The following is a 17,715-nucleotide window of genomic DNA, read 5'->3' as shown; positions in this document are numbered from 1 at the left end:
GTCAGCTCCCCAGAGCCGTGGCCGGATCGACCTTCATTGCCGCCCGTACGCCAAGACCCGAGGCGGCGATGCAGACGGCGAAGATGATCCCGGCAAGAACCATAGCGTTGAACGGCTCCAGCACCACCCGGCGGGGAAAATAGTCTTTCACGGTCAGGATTAGCACCAGGCCGATCCCCCAGCCCGAAGCGCCGAGGATCAGCGCCTGCTGCACGATCAGCGCGACGATGGTGCGGTCGGGGGCGCCGATCAGCTTCAGCGTGGCGATCTGTTTCAGCTTCTCCATGGTCATCGTGTAGATGATGAGCGCGATCACCACCGCTGAAACGCTGAGCAGGATGCCGAGGAACAGGCCGATCTGGCGGCGCGCCAGATCCACCACCGAGGACAGAAGGATTTCTTCCTGCTCGGCCTGCGTCAGAGCTGCCAGATGCTTCCACTGCCGCACCGTTGCGGCGAGCAGATCGACGTCGGCGCCGGGCGCCATGCGAGCAATGACGGCGGCGACGGATGCGGACTTGACGGAAACGACCCCACGCGCGGCCTGTACCCGCTGGGCGGCCGGGTCGAGTTCGGTCTGGAGCGCCATCGCATCGGAAAGCGTCACATAGACCGCCGGATCACCGCCCGCGTTCATCGCCCCCTCGACCAGCCCGACCACGACGAAGCGGTTGCGTCCGAGACGGATCGTCTCGCCGGTCAGAAGGCCTGTCTTGCGGTCTGCCACCAGTTCGAAATGGCTTGTGCCGATGCCGCGCCCCTCGGCGATGCGCTGCGGGCCGCCGGGATGTTCTGGTTCATAGCCGATGACGTAGAGCCGCAGCGAAGCACCGGCATGGGCAGCCTCGATGTTCTGGAAATTGATCGCGCCGGCTTCGGCCACGCCGGGCATCCGCGCCACGGCATCGCGCGTGGTCAGCGGGATGTTCGAGGCTTCAGCGAACGGCCCCATGGTGCCGCTCTCGACCACCCAGACATCTGCTGCCGGCGCCTTCACGACCGCCAGCGCATCGGCGACAAGGCCGTTATAGATGCCGATCATCGACAGCACGACTGTCATCAAGAGCCCCAGCCCGAAACAGGTGAGGACGAAGCGGAACAGTCCGTGGCGTATATCCTTGAGGGCAAGGTTCATGGCGTGGTCCTGGTCCGCGCCCGCCGCCCCTCGGTCGCGCCTTGCGGTATCCGGGCGACGATGGCGGCATCGTCCGGCAGGCTGCCCGTGACTTCGACCCGGCCCCGATCGTCGCGCGCGCCGAAGGACAGTTCGACCTGCTCCAGCCGTCCGTCCCGCACCAGCCAGACCCGGCCGCGATGCCCGTCGAAACCGGTGATCGCCACCTCCGGCACCATCAGCGCACTGTTGCGGTTGCCGGTGGTGATGCGCACCTCGGCCTGCTCGCCGAGATACAGCGGTTGGGGGCAGTCTGTGCAGGTCAGCCAGATTCGGCGTTCCTCATTCACCCGGTCGCTTTCAAGCCCGATGCGGGCGATACTGCCTTGGAACTCAGCCTGCGGCTGCGAGCGCAGCCGGATCGTGCCGGGCTGGCCAAGCGCAAGCTGGCCGGCGCGCTCCTCATCGACATAGGCCTGTATCCAGACGGTTTCCGGGGCGATCAGGGTGAAGATCGGATCGCCGGCCCGTACCACCGTTCCCGCTTCGGCATGGCGCGTGACGATCACCGCGTCATAGGGTGCGCTCAGCCGATGACGGGCGAGAAGGACATTCTCCTGTTGCAGGGCTGCCGCAGCGTCCGCGCCCTGAGCACGGATCACTGCCACATCCGCCTCGGCAACCGCAAGATCGGCACGGGCCACATCCTCGTCGCGCTGCGCTTCCTCGGCGCGCTGGATCGAGGTCACATCGCGCTGCGCCAATCCCTGCTGACGCTGATTTGCCGCCTGGCGCTGCGCCAGAACGGTACTGGCACGCGCCACCGTTGCCTCGGCGCGGGCGAGGGCGGCGACATTGGCCTCGACCGCGGCGCGGGCGCGGGCGGTGCGCGCTTCCTGCTCGGCTGGATCGAGGGTCGCCAGTTCCTGCCCCCTGACTACCCGGTCCCCGACGTCGGCGGCCAGCCCGGTCAGGGCAGCCCCGACCTCGAATCCCACCCGGCTGAGAATCCGCGCCTCGACCGAACCGAGGCCGTAGATGCGCAGGGCCACATCCTGCTCGGCCTGCACCACGTTGACCGTGAGCGGCCGCTCGGTGAGGAACAGCACACCCACGCCGAACAAGAGAACCACTGCCGCTGCACCGAACATCCACCGACGCCGCATGGCCTAATCCTCCTTCACGGTCAAAAGCCGAAGTTGTATTTCAAGTACCCGCTTTCCTTCCCCGATCAGCGAGAAGTTGCGCGCCCCGAGCGACCAGCGGATCGCCATGCCCTGCACCAGCGACGTCAGCAGAACGGCGGCATCCTCCGGGGCGACTTCGCGGCGCAGGCAGCCGGCGTCCTGACCGCGAGCCAGTTCGGCTACAATCAGCGCCTGAAACTTCATCAACAGGCCTCGAAAGGCCGCGCGCAGATCCTCATTGCCGACATTCAGCTCGCGCGAGAACAGCAGCATGGGCAGCGTCGGTGTGGCTGCAATCTGTCCCAGTTGCGCGGCCATGAGCGCTGTGACCCGGTCGAGGGGGTTATCAGTCCCAGCCAGTGCCCGCTGCCATTCCATAGCCAGTTCCCCGGCCACATGATCCGCCACGGCAAGCCACATCGCGGCCTTTGTCGGGAAATGCCGGAACAGGGCAGCCTGACTTACGCCCACCGCCGACGCCGCAGCGCCTGTCGTCACCCGGTCCGGTCCGATCTGGTCGGCCAGGTCGAGGACGGCCGCGACGATTTCGGCCTTGCGCAATTCCGCGGATTTTCGCATAAAACACCTAGTAAGTGAGCAGTCACATACTTAATGGAGCGATGATCGTGGTCAAGCTTTTCTGACGAGGCAATGCGAACGCGCGGTGTTGCGGGCAAGATGGGGGCAGCCTGCCGGCAATCGGAGCAGGCTTGCAAGGGGTGATCCTTCATGGATGCACAGAACCAGAACTGGGACGATCTGCGCTTTTTCCTCGCTGTGGCCCGGGCGGGCACGCTGTCTGGAGCAGCACGCAGCCTTGGCGTAACGCACTCGACCGTGTTTCGCCGTCTCGGCGCCTTCGAGGAACGTCTGGGTGTCCGGCTCTTTGAGCGGTTGCCGGATGGCTATGCGCTGACGGGCGCCGGAGAGGCCATGCACGAGACCGCCATCCGGATCGATGAGGAGATTATCGCCCTGTCGCGTCAGGTGACCGGACAGGACCAGCGCCTGAGCGGGCTTATCCGCATCACAGCCATCGATATGCTGGCGATCGGGTTATTGCCGCCGCATCTGGCGGCCTTCCATGCAGCGCAGCCAGGGATCGAATTGGAAGTGATCGTTTCGGACACTCCCCTGGACCTGACCCGACGCGAGGCCGATGTCGCACTGCGCATCGGCAACACCCCGCAGGAAACATTGGTCGGCCGGCGCGTCGGCCGACTGGCATTCGGAGCCTATGTCTCGGCGGAACGCGCCGCTCACGGACTCGATGACGATCTTGCCGGCAATGACTGGATCGGCTTCGGCCGGTCACATGGAGCGATTGGCCATCAGTTGGCGGATTGGCTGCCGACGGTGCGGCCGATTTACCGGACCAATTCGATCTCGGCTGCGATTGCCGCGGCAAGGGCCGGAATCGGCCTTGCGCCACTGCCTTGCGCCGTGGCCGACCGCACGCCCGACCTCGTCCGCATCGCCATGTTTCCGGAAGATTTCCGGCTCGATCTGTGGCTGCTGACCCATGAGGATCTGCGCAACACTGCCCGCATCCGCGCGTTCATGGATTTCATGGCCGACGCGCTCGCTGCTGACGCCGATCTTCTGGAGGGTCGCCGGCCACAGGCGGGTCCTCCCCGGACAACCACGGCATGATTCATCCGTTATCTCTCTTGCGGGGTGCGGTCCTGTGGACACCGCTTGCGATGCTGATGGAGCAACAAGGCGCGCGCTTCGGCAGTCACCAGTCTGTTCCATTGCTCCAATACAGGGACAATGTCGGATGCGTCTTCTCATAGCGCCTCGCAAGCCCCTGAAATCGCGAGCATCACGGAGACATCATGCCCGCCAATGACACGCTGAATGTTATGCCTCAGCGCCAACGACAAGGAACGCCCGGCGAGGTTCTGGCCGCCTTCCTGAAACTGGGCCTCACCTCCTTCGGTGGACCGATCGCGCATCTGGGCTATTTCCGCGAGGAATTCGTCGCCCGGCGCGGCTGGATCGAGGATCGTGGCTATGCCGGTCTGGTCGCGCTATGCCAATTCCTTCCGGGACCAGCATCCAGCCAGGTCGGCTTTGCATTGGGCTTGCAGCGTGCCGGACCGGTGGGTGCGCTGGCTGCCTGGGTGGCGTTTACCTTGCCTTCCGCCCTGCTGCTGCTGTTGTTCGCGCTCGGAGCGGGGGCGTTTTCAGGCCCGCTTGGCATCGGGGTGCTCCACGGGTTGAAACTGGTGGCGGTGGCCATCGTGGCGCAGGCGGTCTGGGGGATGGCGCGCACGCTCTGCCCCGACCGCTCACGCCAGACGATCGCGCTCGCCGCCGTCCTGATGGTGGTGCTGATCGGGGGCGCGACGGGCCAGGTGGGTGCAATTCTGCTCGGTGGACTTGCCGGGCTCTGGCTTTGCCGGGACACGGCGGGAGAGACGGGTGAAGCGCTGCCCTTCCCGGTCTCGCGACAGGCGGGGATAGTCGCGCTGGCCCTGTTCTTCATCCTGATCTTCGGCCTACCGCTGGCGGCGGCGCTGTTTCCCGCGCAGGGGTTGGCGGTGATCGACGCGTTCTATCGCGCCGGTGCTCTGGTATTCGGTGGCGGCCATGTGGTCCTGCCTTTGCTGGAAGCCGAAGTGGTTCGCCCGGGCTGGGTCACGCCCGATGCGTTCCTGGCCGGCTATGGCGCGGCCCAGGCGGTGCCGGGGCCGCTATTCACCTTCGCCGCCTATCTCGGCATGCTGCTCGAACCCGGCCCGAACGGGATCGCCGGCGCGACGCTCGCCCTTCTTGCGATCTTCCTGCCGGGCTTCCTGCTGCTTGTCGGCGCGCTGCCGTTCTGGAACACACTGCGCGCACGCTCCGGCGTGCGGGCGCCGATGGCAGGCGCGAACGCTGCGGTGGTCGGCATTCTGGGCGCTGCGCTCTACGATCCGCTCTGGATCAGCGCGATCGGTTCGCCCCGCGACTTTGCGCTGGCGCTGACCTGTTTCGTGGCCTTGATGAGCTGGAGATTCCCGCCCTGGCTCGTGGTGCTGATCGCGGCTGCCGGCGGCGCGATTCTGGAGGTAAGCTCAATGTCATAATGGAAAGGAATAGCGACCAGGAACCTGATCGACCGGACAGATCGCCAGCCCATCCGGCGCATCATCGCCGGTCTCCCCAGCCACTGCCGCCGTCGCGGCACAGCCAGGAACACAAATTGCAAATCGATCTTTCTTCCGACCGCTTCATGACAGCATTGACCGGCATCACGCTTGCCGGGATGGCGCTTGCAACTGTCGATGCCTTTTTGAGCCCCGGTCTATGGGGACCGGTCGGCCTCGTGCTGGTCTATCTGGCCGGTGGTGTGCCGACGGCGGTTCGGGCCCTGACCACGCTCTGGCGTGAGCGGATCCTCGACATCGATCTTCTAATGATCGTGGCCGCCCTCGCCGCCGCGGCGGTGGGTGCTGCGCTCGAAGGGGCGGTGCTGCTGACGCTGTTCAGCCTCTCGACCACGTTGGAGCAGCGGGCGATGGGCCGGGCGCGCCATGCGGTCGAGGCGCTGATGGCGCTGCGTCCCGACACCGCGCTCAGGCGCGATTCGGATGGAACAGTCACGGAAGTTCCGGTGGACGATCTCGTGGCCGGCGATCTGGTGGTGCTGCGCCCCGGCGCGCGGGTGCCGGCTGATGGCGAGGTGGCGGAAGGGGAAGGCTCGCTCGACGAAGCGACGATCACAGGCGAATCGATGCCGGTCGGCAAAAGCCCCGGTGCAAAGGTGTTTGAGGCCACGGTGAACCTCAACGCCGTGCTGGTGGTCCGCGTCACCCGCCCGGTCGCGGAAAGCACGGTGGCGCGGATGATCGAACTGGTGACAGAGGCACAGGCCGCACGCGCTCCGTCCGAACGGTTCAGCGCCTGGTTCGGCCAGCGCTACACCATCGCGGTGCTGGTGGGTGCGGTGCTTGCTTTGGCGATATTCCTCGCGCTTGGCTGGACGATGCAGGATGCGCTTTATCGCGCCGCGACGCTGCTTGTCGCGGCCAGCCCCTGCGCGGTGGTGATATCGGTCCCGGCCGCGATCCTCTCGGCATTGGCGGCGGCCGCGCGCGGCGGCGTGCTGTTCAAGGGCGGCGCGGCGCTGGAGACGCTGGCCGATGTCGATATCTTCGCCTTCGACAAGACCGGTACGCTGACAACAGGCAAGGCCGAGGTGACACAGGTGGTGGCGTCGGAAACGGGAGCACAGGCCGAAGAGCGGTTCCTGTCATTGATCGCGGGTCTCGAGGCGCATTCCGAACATCCAATTGCCGATGCGATCCGCCGCCACATCGACGAAAAAGGCATAACCGCCGCCGTGGTGCGCGATGTGGAAACCGTGCCCAGTGAGGGGATTACGGGGGAGGATGCCGTGGGCCCGCTCTGGGCCGGCAATCCGCGCATGGCCGCGCGCATGGGCGCATCGCTCGACGCACCCGAATTTGCGCAGCTGACGGACGGCAGCCAGACCGTGGTGTGGCTGGGGCGGGGAGATCGGGTCTATGGCGCGCTCACCGTCGCCGACCGTCCGCGCGCGACCTCGGCCGCGGGGTTGGCTGCGCTCAGAGCGGCTGGGGTGGGCACCATCGCCATGATGACCGGCGACCGGCGCTCTGTCGGCTTGCGGATCGCCGCGGAGCTCGGACTGGAAGCAAAACATGTCCATGCCGATCTGCTGCCTGAAGACAAGGTCCGGCTGGTGGGCGAACTGGCGAGGAATGGGAAAGTCGCCTTTGTCGGCGACGGGGTGAACGACGCCGCCGCGCTGGCGCGCGCCGATGTCGGCATCGCCATGGGCGCGGCGGGCAGCGATGTCGCGTTGCAGGCGGCCGATGTCGCGCTGTTGTCGGAGGACATGGCCCGGCTTGCCGCCGCGCATCGGCTGGCGCGGCGCACCCACCGGATTATCCGCCAGAATCTGATTTTCGCCATCGGCATGATGCTGCTTCTGGTCGCCTCGAGCCTGTTCTTCGCCCTGCCTCTGCCGCTCGCGGTCGTCGGACACGAAGGCGGCACGGTGCTGGTGGTGCTGAACGGCCTCAGGCTACTCGCCGACCCGATCCGGGTGCGCAGTGCAACCTCACTGCGACGCCAATCCAACGCCGGCCCTGTAGAGCCTTCATACCAGTCAGGGGTTTGACCGGATGACGGCAATCCCGCTCGAAACGCGCGTAGATGAGGAAACCGATCGATCTTCAGCAGGTGTCGATTGCCGGTCAAGAACCTGTAGTGCGAATGGCGACCGAAGGCGGCGATGACCATGCCAAGCAACAAGAGAACAATTCTCTCCGACAAAACGCGGTTCTTCCAGACGGAACCATTCCGCTGGAGAGAAAAATTCTCACAAGGCCGTTTCCCGGTGTGGGCGCTTCTGAACGTTCGCGATTTGGCAGGCGGCTTTATCGATAGACGATACCGCCATCGGTCAGGATCGACTGTCCCGTGATGTAGTCGGAATCGGCGCCCGCGAGGAAGGCGACCAACGCTGCCACGTCCTCCGGTGTCTGCGCGCGGCCCAAAGCGATGCCCTCGACGTATTTCTTGTAGGTTTCGCCCTTCGGCGTTCCGGTGATCTCGGAAAAGCGCTCGTCGATCTCCACCCACATGTCGGTGCCGACGATGCCGGGGCAGTAGGCGTTCACCGTGATGCCCGCGCTGGCATATTCCTTGGCGGCGGCTTGCGTCAGCGCACGCACGGCGAACTTGGTTGCCGAATAGACGCCGAGCATGGCGAAGCCGTCATGTCCGGCAATCGAGCAGGCATTGATGATCTTGCCCTTCTGACCTCGATCCTTGAATTTCTTCGCAGCCGCCTGGATGCCCCAGAGCACGCCGTCGACATTGATCCGGAAGATCAGGTCCATGTCCTCGGGCGTGACGTCGGCGATCGGCTTGACCTGGGCGATGCCGGCATTGTTGACCATGACGTCGAACCCGCCGAGTTGCTTCTCTGCATGGTCGATGGCGGCGTAGACTTCGTCGCGCTTGCTGACATCGGCGACGACGGTGGTGGCCTTGCGTCCGAGCGCTTCGACTTCCTTGCGAACGGAGTCGAGCTTATCGGCCTTGACGTCGGCCAGCGCGAGATCAGCGCCTTCCTTTGCAAGCCGCAGCGCAATACCGCGTCCGATCCCCTGGCCAGCGCCGGTTACCAAAATGACTTTGCCATTCAACGACATGATTTTCTCCTACAGAAAGTCGGCCAATCCTGTGCAGCCAGCATGTTCCCTTTCCGGGCAATACAGCCGGAGCAGAACCCACTCCACTCCATGATCCCGGCCCATTTTAAGGCCGTGGCCTGGAAATGATGCGACGGCACGGATACTGGCAGTAAGGCCACCTCAAGGGGCCGCCCGCAAAAGCAACAGTAATTGTTCGACCCCGCAAGAGTATGACATGATTCCGCATATATGTCCGAGCGCCATATTTTCATCGTGCGGTGAGTCGCTGTTGCAGAAGGATACGTAGTTGATGACGGAAGCGGAGCGCTACGACGCTGTCGTGATCGGCAGTGGCGAGGGCGGCAAATACCTCGCCTGGGATATGGCGCAAGCCGGCCAGAAGGTAGCCGTCATGGAGCGGCGCTGGATCGGCGGTTCGTGTCCCAACATCAACTGCCTGCCCAGCAAGAACGAGATCTGGAGCGCGGGTGTCGCTCATACCGTTGCCCATGCCGGGGAGTATGGCGTTGTCGCCGGCCCCGTCTCGGTCGACATGAAGACGGTTGTGGCGCGCAAGCGCGCCATGGTCGAGAGCCTCGTGGCGTTTCATCTCGAGCGCTACGAGGCGACCGGCGCGGAACTCGTCATGGGCAATGCACGCCTCGTCGCGCCTGGGACGATTCAAGTTGCCTTGAACGACGGCGGGATGCGGCGGCTCGCCACTGAAAAGCTGTTCCTCAATCTTGGGACGCATGCAACCATTCCGCCTGTTCCCGGCCTCGCCGAGACCAGGCCGCTCACTCATATCGAGGCGCTCGAACTGGACCGGTTGCCTGCCCACCTGATCGTGCTCGGCGGCGGCTATGTCGGCCTTGAACTTGCCCAGGCGTATCGACGTTTCGGCAGTCGCGTCACAGTTGTGGACCGTGGCCCGCGGCTGCTGAAGCGCGAGGATGAGGATGTTTCCGACGAGGTCCGACTGATCCTGGAGGCGGAGGGCGTCGAGGTGCTTTTGTCGGCTGAAGTTGCGAACGTGGAGGGCCGATCAGCCGGAAGCGTGCGCGTCACCGTTCGGACGCCGGATGGTTCGAGAATGATCGAAGGCACAGACATTCTGGTTGCAGCCGGCCGCACGCCCAACACGCGAGGCATCGGCCTTGAAGAGGCAGGGGTTGCGCTGACGGATCCCGGCACCATCAAGGTGAACGATCGCCTGGAGACGACCGCAAAGGACGTTTGGGCCATCGGCGAATGCGCGGGAAGTCCGCAATTCACCCACGCTTCGCTCGATGATTTCCGGGTCATTCGGGACAATCTCGGCGGTGGCGACAGGACCACTACCGGCCGGCTGATGCCGTATTGCATGTTCATCGATCCGCCGCTTGCCCGCATCGGCATGAGCGAAGCGGAAGCGCGGGCCAATGGAATGGATATGCGCGTTGCGAAACTGCCGATGAAGGCGGTGCTGCGGACGCGGACCACCTCGCAGACAGCCGGCTTCATGAAGGCGCTGGTCGATCCGCAGGACCGGATCGCAGGCTTTACCATGATCGGTTCGGAGGCTGGAGAAGTGATGGCCGTGGTGCAGGCGGCCATGCTCGGCGGCTTGCCGTACAGCGTCCTGCGTGACGCCATTCTCGCGCATCCGACGATGGCCGAGGGACTGAATGCGCTGTTTGGCAACGTCGCGAAAAGATGAGTTTTTCAGGTTCAGGTGAGGCGGCGGGTTAGAGAATGAACGGACACGGTGAGCATCGGCACCATTCGCATGATCATGACCATTCGGGTCATGCGCAGCTTGTGACGGATCCCGTCTGCGGCATGGAGGTCGACCCGCAGACTGCGGAACATCACCTGACCCATGAGGGTCACACCCACTATTTCTGCTCGGCTTCCTGCAAGGCGAAGTTCGAGGCGAACCCGGCCCGATATCTGGCAGGAGATGCGGCACCTGCTCCGGATGCGGCCGAGGGCGCGATCTGGACCTGTCCGATGCACCCCGAGATCCGGCAGGAGGGGCCGGGAAGCTGCCCGATCTGCGGCATGGCGCTGGAGCCGCTGGTGGTGACGGCCGACAGCGGCCCCAGCCCCGAACTCGCCGACATGACACGGCGTTTCTGGATCGGGCTGGTTCTCGCCGCTCCGGTCTTCGTGCTCGAAATGGGCGGTCATCTTTTCCCGGCCCTGCACCATCTGGTGCCAATGCGGATATCGATCTGGATTCAGCTCGTTCTGGCGACGCCGGTGGTTTTGTGGTGCGGATGGCCGTTTTTCGAGCGCGCCTGGGCCTCGCTGATCAATCGCAGCCTCAACATGTTCACTTTGATCGCCATGGGCACCGGCGTCGCCTGGGCCTACAGCATCGTCGCCGCCCTTGCGCCGGGAATTTTCCCCGCCGCTTTCCGCGCGGAAGATGGCACGGTCGCGGTCTATTTCGAGGCGGCGGCGGTCATCACCGTTCTGGTGCTGCTTGGCCAAGTGCTGGAACTGCGCGCCCGCGAACAGACCTCGGGCGCGATCAGGGCGCTTCTCGATCTGGCGCCGAAGACGGCGCGTCGCGTCGGTGACGATGGCGTGGAGGAAGACGTTCCGGTCGAGCACGTTATCCTCGGCGACAGACTGCGTGTGCGGCCCGGCGAGACCGTGCCGGTCGATGGCGTGGTGGAGGACGGACGCTCCTCGCTTGATGAAGCGATGGTCACCGGCGAATCCATGCCAGTCACTCGCACTGTGGGCGATCAGGTTATCGGCGGCACGCTGAACCAGACCGGCGCCCTGGTGATCCGCGCCGAGAAGGTCGGCCGCGATACCATGCTGTCGCGCATCGTCCAGATGGTGGCCGATGCGCAGCGCTCGCGCGCGCCGATCCAGCGCATGGCCGATCAGGTCTCGGGCTGGTTCGTGCCGCTGGTCATCATCATCGCAATTCTCGCCTTCATCGTCTGGGGCATCTGGGGGCCGGAGCCGCGCCTCGCCTATGGGCTGGTCGTGGCCGTTTCCGTGCTGATCATCGCCTGTCCCTGCGCACTTGGGCTGGCGACGCCAATGTCGATCATGGTCGGCGTCGGCAAGGGCGCCAGCGCCGGCGTCCTGATCAAGAACGCCGAGGCGCTCGAACATATGGAAAAGGTCGACACGCTGGTGGTCGACAAGACCGGCACGCTCACCGAGGGCAGGCCGTCGGTGACGGCAATCGTTGCGGCAGGCGGTTTTGACGAAACGGAAATCCTGCGGCTGGCCGCTGGCGTCGAGAAAGCGTCAGAACACCCGCTTGCTCTGGCGATCGTGGAAGCGGCGGAGAAGAAGGGCATCGCCATTCCGTCCGTCGTGGATTTCGACTCTCCGCTTGGCAAGGGGGCGCTCGGCACCGTCGAGGGCAAGGCGATCGCACTCGGCAATGCGGCGTTCCTCGAAGAACACGGCGTCGACGTTACCTTACTTGCTGAACAGGCAGACGCCTTGCGCCATGACGGCGCGACGGCGATCTACTTCGGCATCGATGGCAAGGGGGGCGGCATCTTCGCCATCGCCGATCCGGTCAAGGCGACGACGCAGGAGGCGCTGAACGCGCTGCATGGCGAGGGCATCCGCATCGTCATGCTGACCGGCGACAATAAAACAACGGCCGAAGCAGTGGCCCGCCAGCTGGGCATCGACGAGGTCGAGGCCGACGTGCTGCCGGATGCGAAGAGCGCAGTCATAAGCCGGCTCAAGGCGGAAGGCCGGGTGGTGGCGATGGCGGGTGACGGCGTCAACGACGCGCCGGCGCTGGCGGCCGCCGATGTCGGCATCGCCATGGGCTCGGGCACCGATGTCGCCATCGAAAGCGCCGGCGTCACCCTGCTCAAGGGAGACCTGATGGGGATCGTCAAGGCGCGGCGGTTGTCCGAGGCGACGATGGCGAATATCCGCCAGAACCTGTTCTTCGCCTTCATCTACAATGCCGCCGGCATCCCGGTTGCCGCAGGCGTGCTTTACCCTTCTTTCGGCCTGCTCCTGTCACCGATCATCGCAGCAGCCGCCATGTCGCTGTCGTCGGTCAGCGTCATCGCCAACGCGCTGCGGTTGCGGGGACTGAAACTGTGACTGAAACGCTGACGCGACTGACGCCCTGGCGTCAGTCGTAGGCGAGGGCGTCAGTCGCGCCAGTAATTGTTGGCGGCCGCCACCGTCTGGAAATGGATGGCGATCACCTGTGAGGAGGCGATCAGTTGCGCGGTGTCCTGATCGTAGGCCGCGCGCAGCTTGTCGCGAATTTCTGCGGACGGTTGGGTGACCTTGACGCCGACCCGCGCCATTTTGGTGGCAAGGTCGAACCCCTCCTGCGGGGTCGCTGTCTTGAGTGAGGGAAGCCAGATGTCAGCCATGTTTTTTCCTTCCAGAGAATATGAATACGCAACAACCGTAATCTACCCGAGCAGCCGACGAAAGCATCAACCCGCGATGCGCTTCGCCTCCAGGCGTCACGCCTGAAACGCCCTTTCGTGCGGGAAATCCCTTCCGGCGATGTAAGCTTCTTCCGCCGGCGTCGATTCTCGGCCGAGGACGTTATTGCGGTGCGGATGACGGTCGAAAGCGGCGATGACCTTGCGTACGTCGCCAGCCTGATCCACCAGCGACTGGTATATCGGTTGAAGGGAAGCGGACGCTTCCGCCGCTATCTCTTCGCGAAGCCTGATGAGCAGGTCGATGCGCGCGAGGTGATCCGGGCCTTCGCAATGGCCAAGGGGCTGACTGTAGACGATTCTGAACCAGGGCATGTCCAGCGATGCGTAGTGGCCGTTCGAAAACCCCTCCATCGCCAGCGACAGCGCGGCAGGGTCCTGCGCGAATGCGCGCTGTGTGTTGCGCCAGAGCGAGCGCGAGAACTGGTCGAGCACGATGATTAGCGCCAGCCTGCCTTCGGGGTCGCTGGTCCAGTCGTCGAGATCGCCTGAAGCTGCGCTTCTCGTGAGGTCGGCGAAGCGCTCGACGATCATGTCATCCGCTCCGCCGTGCAGCCGCCACGACCAGTGATCGCGGTGAGTTTCAGCCTTTATCTGTGAGGAGCGGCCTTCGGGAAACCAGAAGTCGAAAACGTCGTTCCATGGGGCGGTCCTGGCATTCATGTCGATCCTTTCCGACAAATGCGAGCGATGAGACAGGGTTGACGTCGCAAAAACAACAGACTCCGCATCGCTGCGGGGTCTGCGAGGAGGCTTCAGCCTCGCGCGGCCACAGTTGCGGGCCGGGCGGTGGCGACCTTTGAGGCCCTCCCGCCGGGTGCGGTCGTCTTCGGCATGCGCAGAAGGCGCATGCCGTTGGCGATGACGATCAGCACCGAAAGTTGGTGGACCAGCATGCCGCCGGCCATATGGACATTGCCGGAGAACACGCCCGCCAGCAGTCCGGCCACCGTCACCAGTGCGATGACGAGGTTCTGGCGCATATTGCCCAGCGTTGCGCGCGAGATCGCCATCGCCTCGGGGATCTTGCCGAGATCGTCTTTCAGGAGCGCGATGTCGGCGGTCTCGATGGCGACGTCGCTGCCGGCCGCGCCCATGGCGATCGAGGTGTCGGCGGCGGCAAGAGCGGGGGCATCGTTGATGCCGTCGCCGACCATGGCGACATGCGCGCCATCCGCCTTCATCTTCCGGATCAGTTCCAGCTTGTCCTCGGGCATCAGCCCGGCATGGACCTCGTCGATACCGACCTCGCGGGCGATGGCTTCGGCTGCGCCATGCTGGTCGCCGGTCAGCATGACCACACGGCCTATGCCGATGTTACGCAGCCGGGTGATGGCTTCCGCCGCGCCTTCACGGGCCATGTCGGACATGCCCAGCATCCCGATCAACTGCCCGTCACGCGCCACCAGGATCGGCGTCTGGCCATTGGACAGCAGACGGTCCAGAGCGGCTTCGCCCTCCTGGCCCAGCGCAATGCCGAGCGTGTCCATGAGGCGCCGGTTGCCGGCGGCGATGATGCGGCCGTCGATGCGGGCGCTCAGGCCCATGCCGGCATGTTCCTCCAGCGATTCGAGCGTGGAAAGCGGCCCCTGCTTGCGGCCGGCCTCGACGATCGGACGGCCGAGCGGATGGGTCGATCCGGTCTCGGCGGTCGCAGCCAGATGCAGCAACTCGGCCTCGGCAATGCCGCCGAGCGCGACGATAGAGGCGAGCTGCGGCTTGCCTTCCGTCAGCGTGCCGGTCTTGTCGAGCGCCAGCGTATCGATGCGGCCCGCACTTTCCAGATGCTGGCCGCCCTTGATCAGGATGCCGCTGCGCGCCGCCCGGCCGATGCCGGCGACGATGGAGACCGGCGTCGAGATGACCAGCGCGCCGGGGCAACCGACGACCAGCAGCGTCAGCGCCAGGCGGATGTCCTGCGTCACCGCGAAGGCGGCGACCGCGAGCCCGATGATCGACGGCGTATACCATTGCGCAAAGCGCTCGATCATGCGCTGGCTCGGGGCCTTTTCCTCCTGCGCTTCCTCGACGCGCTGAATAATGCGGGCAAGGGTGGTGTCGGCGCCGACATTGGTGGCGCGGATGCGCAGCAACCCGTTCTCGGCGATCGTTCCTGCATGGACGTGGCTGCCAGGCGCTTTCTCGGCCGGCATCGGCTCACCGGTAATCGCCGCCTCGCTGACGGCGGCGGTGCCTTCGGTTACTTCACCATCCACCGGGATGCGTTGACCGGCCCTGACCAGCACGGTCTCGCCAAGCTGGACCATATGCGCCGGCACCTCGACGGGATCGCCGTCGCGCAGCACGGTCGCGGTGGCGGGCGCGGCATCAAGCAATGCCTTCAGCGCGCCACGGGTCTGCCCCATGGTGCGCGCCTCCAGCCAGCCGCCGAACATGAACAGGAAGGTGACGGCCGCCGACTCCCAGACTTCGCCAATAATGAGCGCGCCGACCGCCGCGACGGTGACGAGCAATTCGATGCTGAAATGCTTTACACGCAGCGAGCGCCAGGCACGGATCGCGATGTCGGAGCCGGCAAGAAATGCGGCCGCGACCATCAGCGCGGTCCATGCCTCGACCATGCCGAAGCCGTAGCGCGCCAGAAGACCGGCCGCGATCAACCCGCCGCTGCCGACCGTCAGCCAGAAACGCCGCCGTGCCGGATGCACGAAGGCGCTCTTGATCCTGCTGACAAGATTGCTCATCTCCTCGCTCCTTTCATCTTCATCCATGTCGGAAAAGCGTGCCTGCCGCGCCGGCACGCGGCGCGGCGAAAAAGGCGGAGTGCCGATCAAAAGGCGGCAGGCCGCGCCTCGTAGCCGGTTCCACGCACTGCCTCGACCAGCGCTTCAACGCTCGATTGCGCGGGGTCGTGCTCGACCTCGATCTTGCCGGTGTTGAAGCGCACCTCGGCCTTTGCCACACCGGGAAGGGCGTTGAGCGCCTTCTCGATCTTGGGTACGCAGGAGGGGCAGGAAAGCTCATCGCTGCGAAGGATGGTTTTCTGGGTCATGATCGGGTTCCTTTCGATAGTGGGGAAGGGGTGTCCCCTGCCTCATTGATCTAAGGGTTTGACCCCGCATTGCGATTGGTGAAACCGGCAAGCCAGGCTTGCATGAATGCACAGGCCGCTGCCTTGGTTCTGGTTCGTCGGGCGACCACATGGGGAGCTGTGGTGGAATTGCCGCCTAAACCAAAGGGATTTCCGTGCGTAAATGCACAGGTCGACAAGTCTCGATTCCCTGGCGGATGCTTTGATGTGGACGCGCCGCTGCTGGAAGGACAGCTTGAGGATACTCTTACCAAAGTCGCATCGGCGACACGACCATATGCGAAAGTCTTATGGGGAGACTTGAGTGAGATCAACGACGAGCTAACATTTTTGCAATAAACCAATGAAATGGAGCATATCATGCGTGGATTTGTTGATGACATCGAGGAACTGACCGAAGGAAACACGGATTTTCGCCGTGTTCTTTATACGGCAAGAAATATGCAGCTCGTGCTGATGGCGCTTCAGCCCGGCGAGGAGATCGGCGAAGAGGTTCACGACGACGGCGATCAGTTCTTCCGTGTCGAGGACGGCGAAGGCGAAATCCTGATCGACGGCAATGTGAGCAGGATCAGGGCCGATATGGCCATGATCGTACCGGCCGGTGCGCGGCATAACGTCAAAAACACCGGGAATGAGCCGCTGAAGCTTTATACGATCTACAGCCCTCCCGAGCACGTCGACGGTGTCGTTCATCCAACCAAGGCTGAAGCCGACGCCGCGCATGAACACTTCGACGGCAAGACCACCGAATAACGCCGTTGCGCAAGCAGTGACTTGCGGCGACAACATCCATGAACGGTGTTCCTGCTTGCCCTCCCGCACCGAACCGCGAGAGGGCAGCTCTTTACTAGGAGATGACGTGAAGACCCCGATGCGCACCGGCCTTCCTGCCGCACGGCTGGGATTGCCCTTCAGAATCTGACATTCGTCATCGGTGCCGTAGTGGTGCGGGTCATCGGTGGTCTGTTCTTCGAACTGCCGTTGACCCTGCTCACCGTTCGCGATGGAGAAGCGCCGGTGCATTCAGGACGGCATCTATTGAATCGCGCAAATGGGGCGGCGAGTTGTTCCGGTGCAACCTGGGGAACGGTCGAAAGAGGCCCTATGAGAATTTGAGGCCGAGTCTCTTCCGTCTGGCAGGAGCCGCTGGCGGTTCTTCGACGGGCTTTGGCTTGCGTCCTAATCCCATCGATTTTGCCAGTGCGGAACGCGCTGCGGCGTAGTTTGGCGCGACCAGCGGATAGTCTGCCGGCAGGCCCCATTTCACACGATATTCGTCCGGGGTGAGGCCATGGTGGGTCGACAAGTGGCGCTTCAGGGATTTGAACTGTTTTCCGTCCTCGAGACAGACGATGTAGTCCGGCGTCACCGACTTCTTGATTGGGACTGCGGGCTTTTTGGATTCTGATACGACTTCCGTGGGGACATCGGTCTGCTGCAGCAGGCTCGTATACACCCTGGAGATCAAGCCGGGCAATTCGGCGACAGGTACAGGATTGTTCGACACTTAGGCCGAAACGACATCTGCGGTCAGCTCGATTAGCCTGTCAGATCCATCGATGGGGGTTTCGCTCACGTTTAATGCCTCTTTTCACCAACACGATTGCTGCATGGCCACTTAATGGATTGCAGCTTTGCAACACAATTGTCGCTTGGCATTTAAATGCAAGAATGCGGTGGTTTTGCCCGGGTTAGGCACTTAATCGTGAGAATTCCTGCAGCCAGATTCTCAAATTAACTG

15 protein-coding genes and 1 pseudogene are annotated in these 17,715 nt (G+C 64.0%); 6 read left to right on the top strand and 10 right to left on the bottom strand.

What is annotated here, in order from left to right:
- Position 1: 1 nt before the first annotated feature.
- The 3 genes from GGR00_RS26000 to GGR00_RS25990 are packed head-to-tail and all read right to left on the bottom strand — an operon-like array spanning position 2 to position 2,862.
- Positions 2 to 1,135, bottom strand: coding sequence for an ABC transporter permease (locus GGR00_RS26000; RefSeq protein WP_184702226.1), 1,134 nt, complete (start codon positions 1,133 to 1,135; stop codon positions 2 to 4).
- Positions 1,132 to 2,265 (bottom strand): efflux RND transporter periplasmic adaptor subunit, encoded by a 1,134-nt coding sequence (locus tag GGR00_RS25995; protein ID WP_084496653.1) that lies wholly within the window; start codon positions 2,263 to 2,265, stop codon positions 1,132 to 1,134. The genes GGR00_RS26000 and GGR00_RS25995 overlap by 4 nt, the downstream gene beginning before the upstream one ends.
- 18 nt (positions 2,266 to 2,283) lie before the next feature.
- On the bottom strand, positions 2,284 to 2,862 hold the full coding sequence (locus tag GGR00_RS25990; RefSeq protein ID WP_184702224.1) for a TetR/AcrR family transcriptional regulator: 579 nt from the start codon (positions 2,860 to 2,862) through the stop codon (positions 2,284 to 2,286).
- Positions 2,863 to 3,030: 168 nt separating this feature from the next.
- Here GGR00_RS25990 and GGR00_RS25985 point away from each other — a divergent pair, with 168 nt between their 5' ends.
- From GGR00_RS25985 to GGR00_RS25970, 4 genes are all read left to right on the top strand, one after another.
- Positions 3,031 to 3,954, top strand: a complete 924-nt coding sequence (locus GGR00_RS25985; protein WP_009450588.1) for a LysR family transcriptional regulator — start codon at positions 3,031 to 3,033, stop codon at positions 3,952 to 3,954.
- 185 nt (positions 3,955 to 4,139) lie between these two features.
- A complete protein-coding gene (gene chrA, locus GGR00_RS25980; protein WP_184702222.1) occupies positions 4,140 to 5,375 on the top strand; it encodes a chromate efflux transporter in 1,236 nt (411 codons plus the stop codon).
- A gap of 116 nt (positions 5,376 to 5,491) precedes the next feature.
- Entirely contained in the window at positions 5,492 to 7,453 is a 1,962-nt protein-coding gene (locus GGR00_RS25975) for a heavy metal translocating P-type ATPase (RefSeq protein ID WP_184702220.1), read from the top strand.
- Positions 7,454 to 7,488: 35 nt separating this feature from the next.
- Positions 7,489 to 7,722, top strand: a complete 234-nt coding sequence (locus tag GGR00_RS25970) for a hypothetical protein (protein ID WP_137390480.1) — start codon at positions 7,489 to 7,491, stop codon at positions 7,720 to 7,722.
- Here GGR00_RS25970 and GGR00_RS25965 read toward each other — a convergent pair.
- On the bottom strand, positions 7,713 to 8,492 hold the full coding sequence (locus GGR00_RS25965) for an acetoin reductase (protein WP_184702218.1): 780 nt from the start codon (positions 8,490 to 8,492) through the stop codon (positions 7,713 to 7,715). The genes GGR00_RS25970 and GGR00_RS25965 overlap by 10 nt on opposite strands.
- A gap of 292 nt (positions 8,493 to 8,784) precedes the next feature.
- Here GGR00_RS25965 and GGR00_RS25960 point away from each other — a divergent pair, with 292 nt between their 5' ends.
- Positions 8,785 to 10,173, top strand: a complete 1,389-nt coding sequence (locus GGR00_RS25960; protein ID WP_184702216.1) for a mercuric reductase — start codon at positions 8,785 to 8,787, stop codon at positions 10,171 to 10,173.
- 35 nt (positions 10,174 to 10,208) lie between these two features.
- Positions 10,209 to 12,560, top strand: coding sequence for a heavy metal translocating P-type ATPase (locus GGR00_RS25955; RefSeq protein WP_184702214.1), 2,352 nt, complete (start codon positions 10,209 to 10,211; stop codon positions 12,558 to 12,560).
- A 50-nt stretch (positions 12,561 to 12,610) separates the two neighbouring features.
- On the opposite strand, the gene GGR00_RS25950 is transcribed toward GGR00_RS25955, so the two are convergent.
- The 6 genes and pseudogenes from GGR00_RS25950 to GGR00_RS25925 form a co-directional block, all read right to left on the bottom strand.
- On the bottom strand, positions 12,611 to 12,841 hold the full coding sequence (locus GGR00_RS25950) for a hexameric tyrosine-coordinated heme protein (protein WP_009450582.1): 231 nt from the start codon (positions 12,839 to 12,841) through the stop codon (positions 12,611 to 12,613).
- A 96-nt stretch (positions 12,842 to 12,937) separates the two neighbouring features.
- Positions 12,938 to 13,582 carry a DUF924 family protein gene (locus GGR00_RS25945; protein WP_009450581.1) on the bottom strand — a complete coding sequence of 215 codons (645 nt, stop codon included), beginning with the start codon at positions 13,580 to 13,582 and terminating at the stop codon, positions 12,938 to 12,940.
- Between the two features lie 92 nt (positions 13,583 to 13,674).
- Complete coding sequence (locus tag GGR00_RS25940) at positions 13,675 to 15,624, bottom strand: heavy metal translocating P-type ATPase (protein ID WP_040672527.1); 1,950 nt, start codon at positions 15,622 to 15,624, stop codon at positions 13,675 to 13,677.
- An 86-nt stretch (positions 15,625 to 15,710) separates the two neighbouring features.
- Positions 15,711 to 15,932, bottom strand: a complete 222-nt coding sequence (locus GGR00_RS25935; RefSeq protein ID WP_009450579.1) for a heavy-metal-associated domain-containing protein — start codon at positions 15,930 to 15,932, stop codon at positions 15,711 to 15,713.
- 360 nt (positions 15,933 to 16,292) lie between these two features.
- Positions 16,293 to 16,997, bottom strand: a complete 705-nt coding sequence (locus tag GGR00_RS28720) for a hypothetical protein (RefSeq protein ID WP_425287023.1) — start codon at positions 16,995 to 16,997, stop codon at positions 16,293 to 16,295.
- A 79-nt stretch (positions 16,998 to 17,076) separates the two neighbouring features.
- Positions 17,077 to 17,550: pseudogene (locus GGR00_RS25925) on the bottom strand (Ros/MucR family transcriptional regulator).
- Positions 17,551 to 17,715 lie beyond the last annotated feature (165 nt).

Source organism: Aminobacter aganoensis, from assembly GCF_014206975.1.
Lineage (GTDB): Bacteria > Pseudomonadota > Alphaproteobacteria > Rhizobiales > Rhizobiaceae > Aminobacter > Aminobacter aganoensis.
Note: the sequence above shows the minus strand (reverse complement) of the source record. Positions and strands in the feature narration are given on the sequence as shown.

Excerpts from the sequence above, each read along its gene's own strand:
- GGR00_RS26000 (WP_184702226.1), bottom strand. The coding sequence starts at position 1,135 with ATGAACCTTGCCCTCAAGGATATACGCCACGGACTGTTCCGCTTCGTC.
- chrA (WP_184702222.1), top strand. The coding sequence starts at position 4,140 with ATGCCCGCCAATGACACGCTGAATGTTATGCCTCAGCGCCAACGACAA.
- GGR00_RS25935 (WP_009450579.1), bottom strand. The coding sequence starts at position 15,932 with ATGACCCAGAAAACCATCCTTCGCAGCGATGAGCTTTCCTGCCCCTCC.
- GGR00_RS25960 (WP_184702216.1), top strand. The coding sequence starts at position 8,785 with ATGACGGAAGCGGAGCGCTACGACGCTGTCGTGATCGGCAGTGGCGAG.
- GGR00_RS25945 (WP_009450581.1), bottom strand. The coding sequence starts at position 13,582 with ATGAATGCCAGGACCGCCCCATGGAACGACGTTTTCGACTTCTGGTTT.
- GGR00_RS25940 (WP_040672527.1), bottom strand. The coding sequence starts at position 15,624 with ATGAGCAATCTTGTCAGCAGGATCAAGAGCGCCTTCGTGCATCCGGCA.
- GGR00_RS25985 (WP_009450588.1), top strand. The coding sequence starts at position 3,031 with ATGGATGCACAGAACCAGAACTGGGACGATCTGCGCTTTTTCCTCGCT.
- GGR00_RS25965 (WP_184702218.1), bottom strand. The coding sequence starts at position 8,492 with ATGTCGTTGAATGGCAAAGTCATTTTGGTAACCGGCGCTGGCCAGGGG.
- GGR00_RS25995 (WP_084496653.1), bottom strand. The coding sequence starts at position 2,265 with ATGTTCGGTGCAGCGGCAGTGGTTCTCTTGTTCGGCGTGGGTGTGCTG.
- GGR00_RS25955 (WP_184702214.1), top strand. The coding sequence starts at position 10,209 with ATGAACGGACACGGTGAGCATCGGCACCATTCGCATGATCATGACCAT.
- GGR00_RS28720 (WP_425287023.1), bottom strand. The coding sequence starts at position 16,997 with ATGCACCGGCGCTTCTCCATCGCGAACGGTGAGCAGGGTCAACGGCAG.
- GGR00_RS25970 (WP_137390480.1), top strand. The coding sequence starts at position 7,489 with ATGAGGAAACCGATCGATCTTCAGCAGGTGTCGATTGCCGGTCAAGAA.
- GGR00_RS25950 (WP_009450582.1), bottom strand. The coding sequence starts at position 12,841 with ATGGCTGACATCTGGCTTCCCTCACTCAAGACAGCGACCCCGCAGGAG.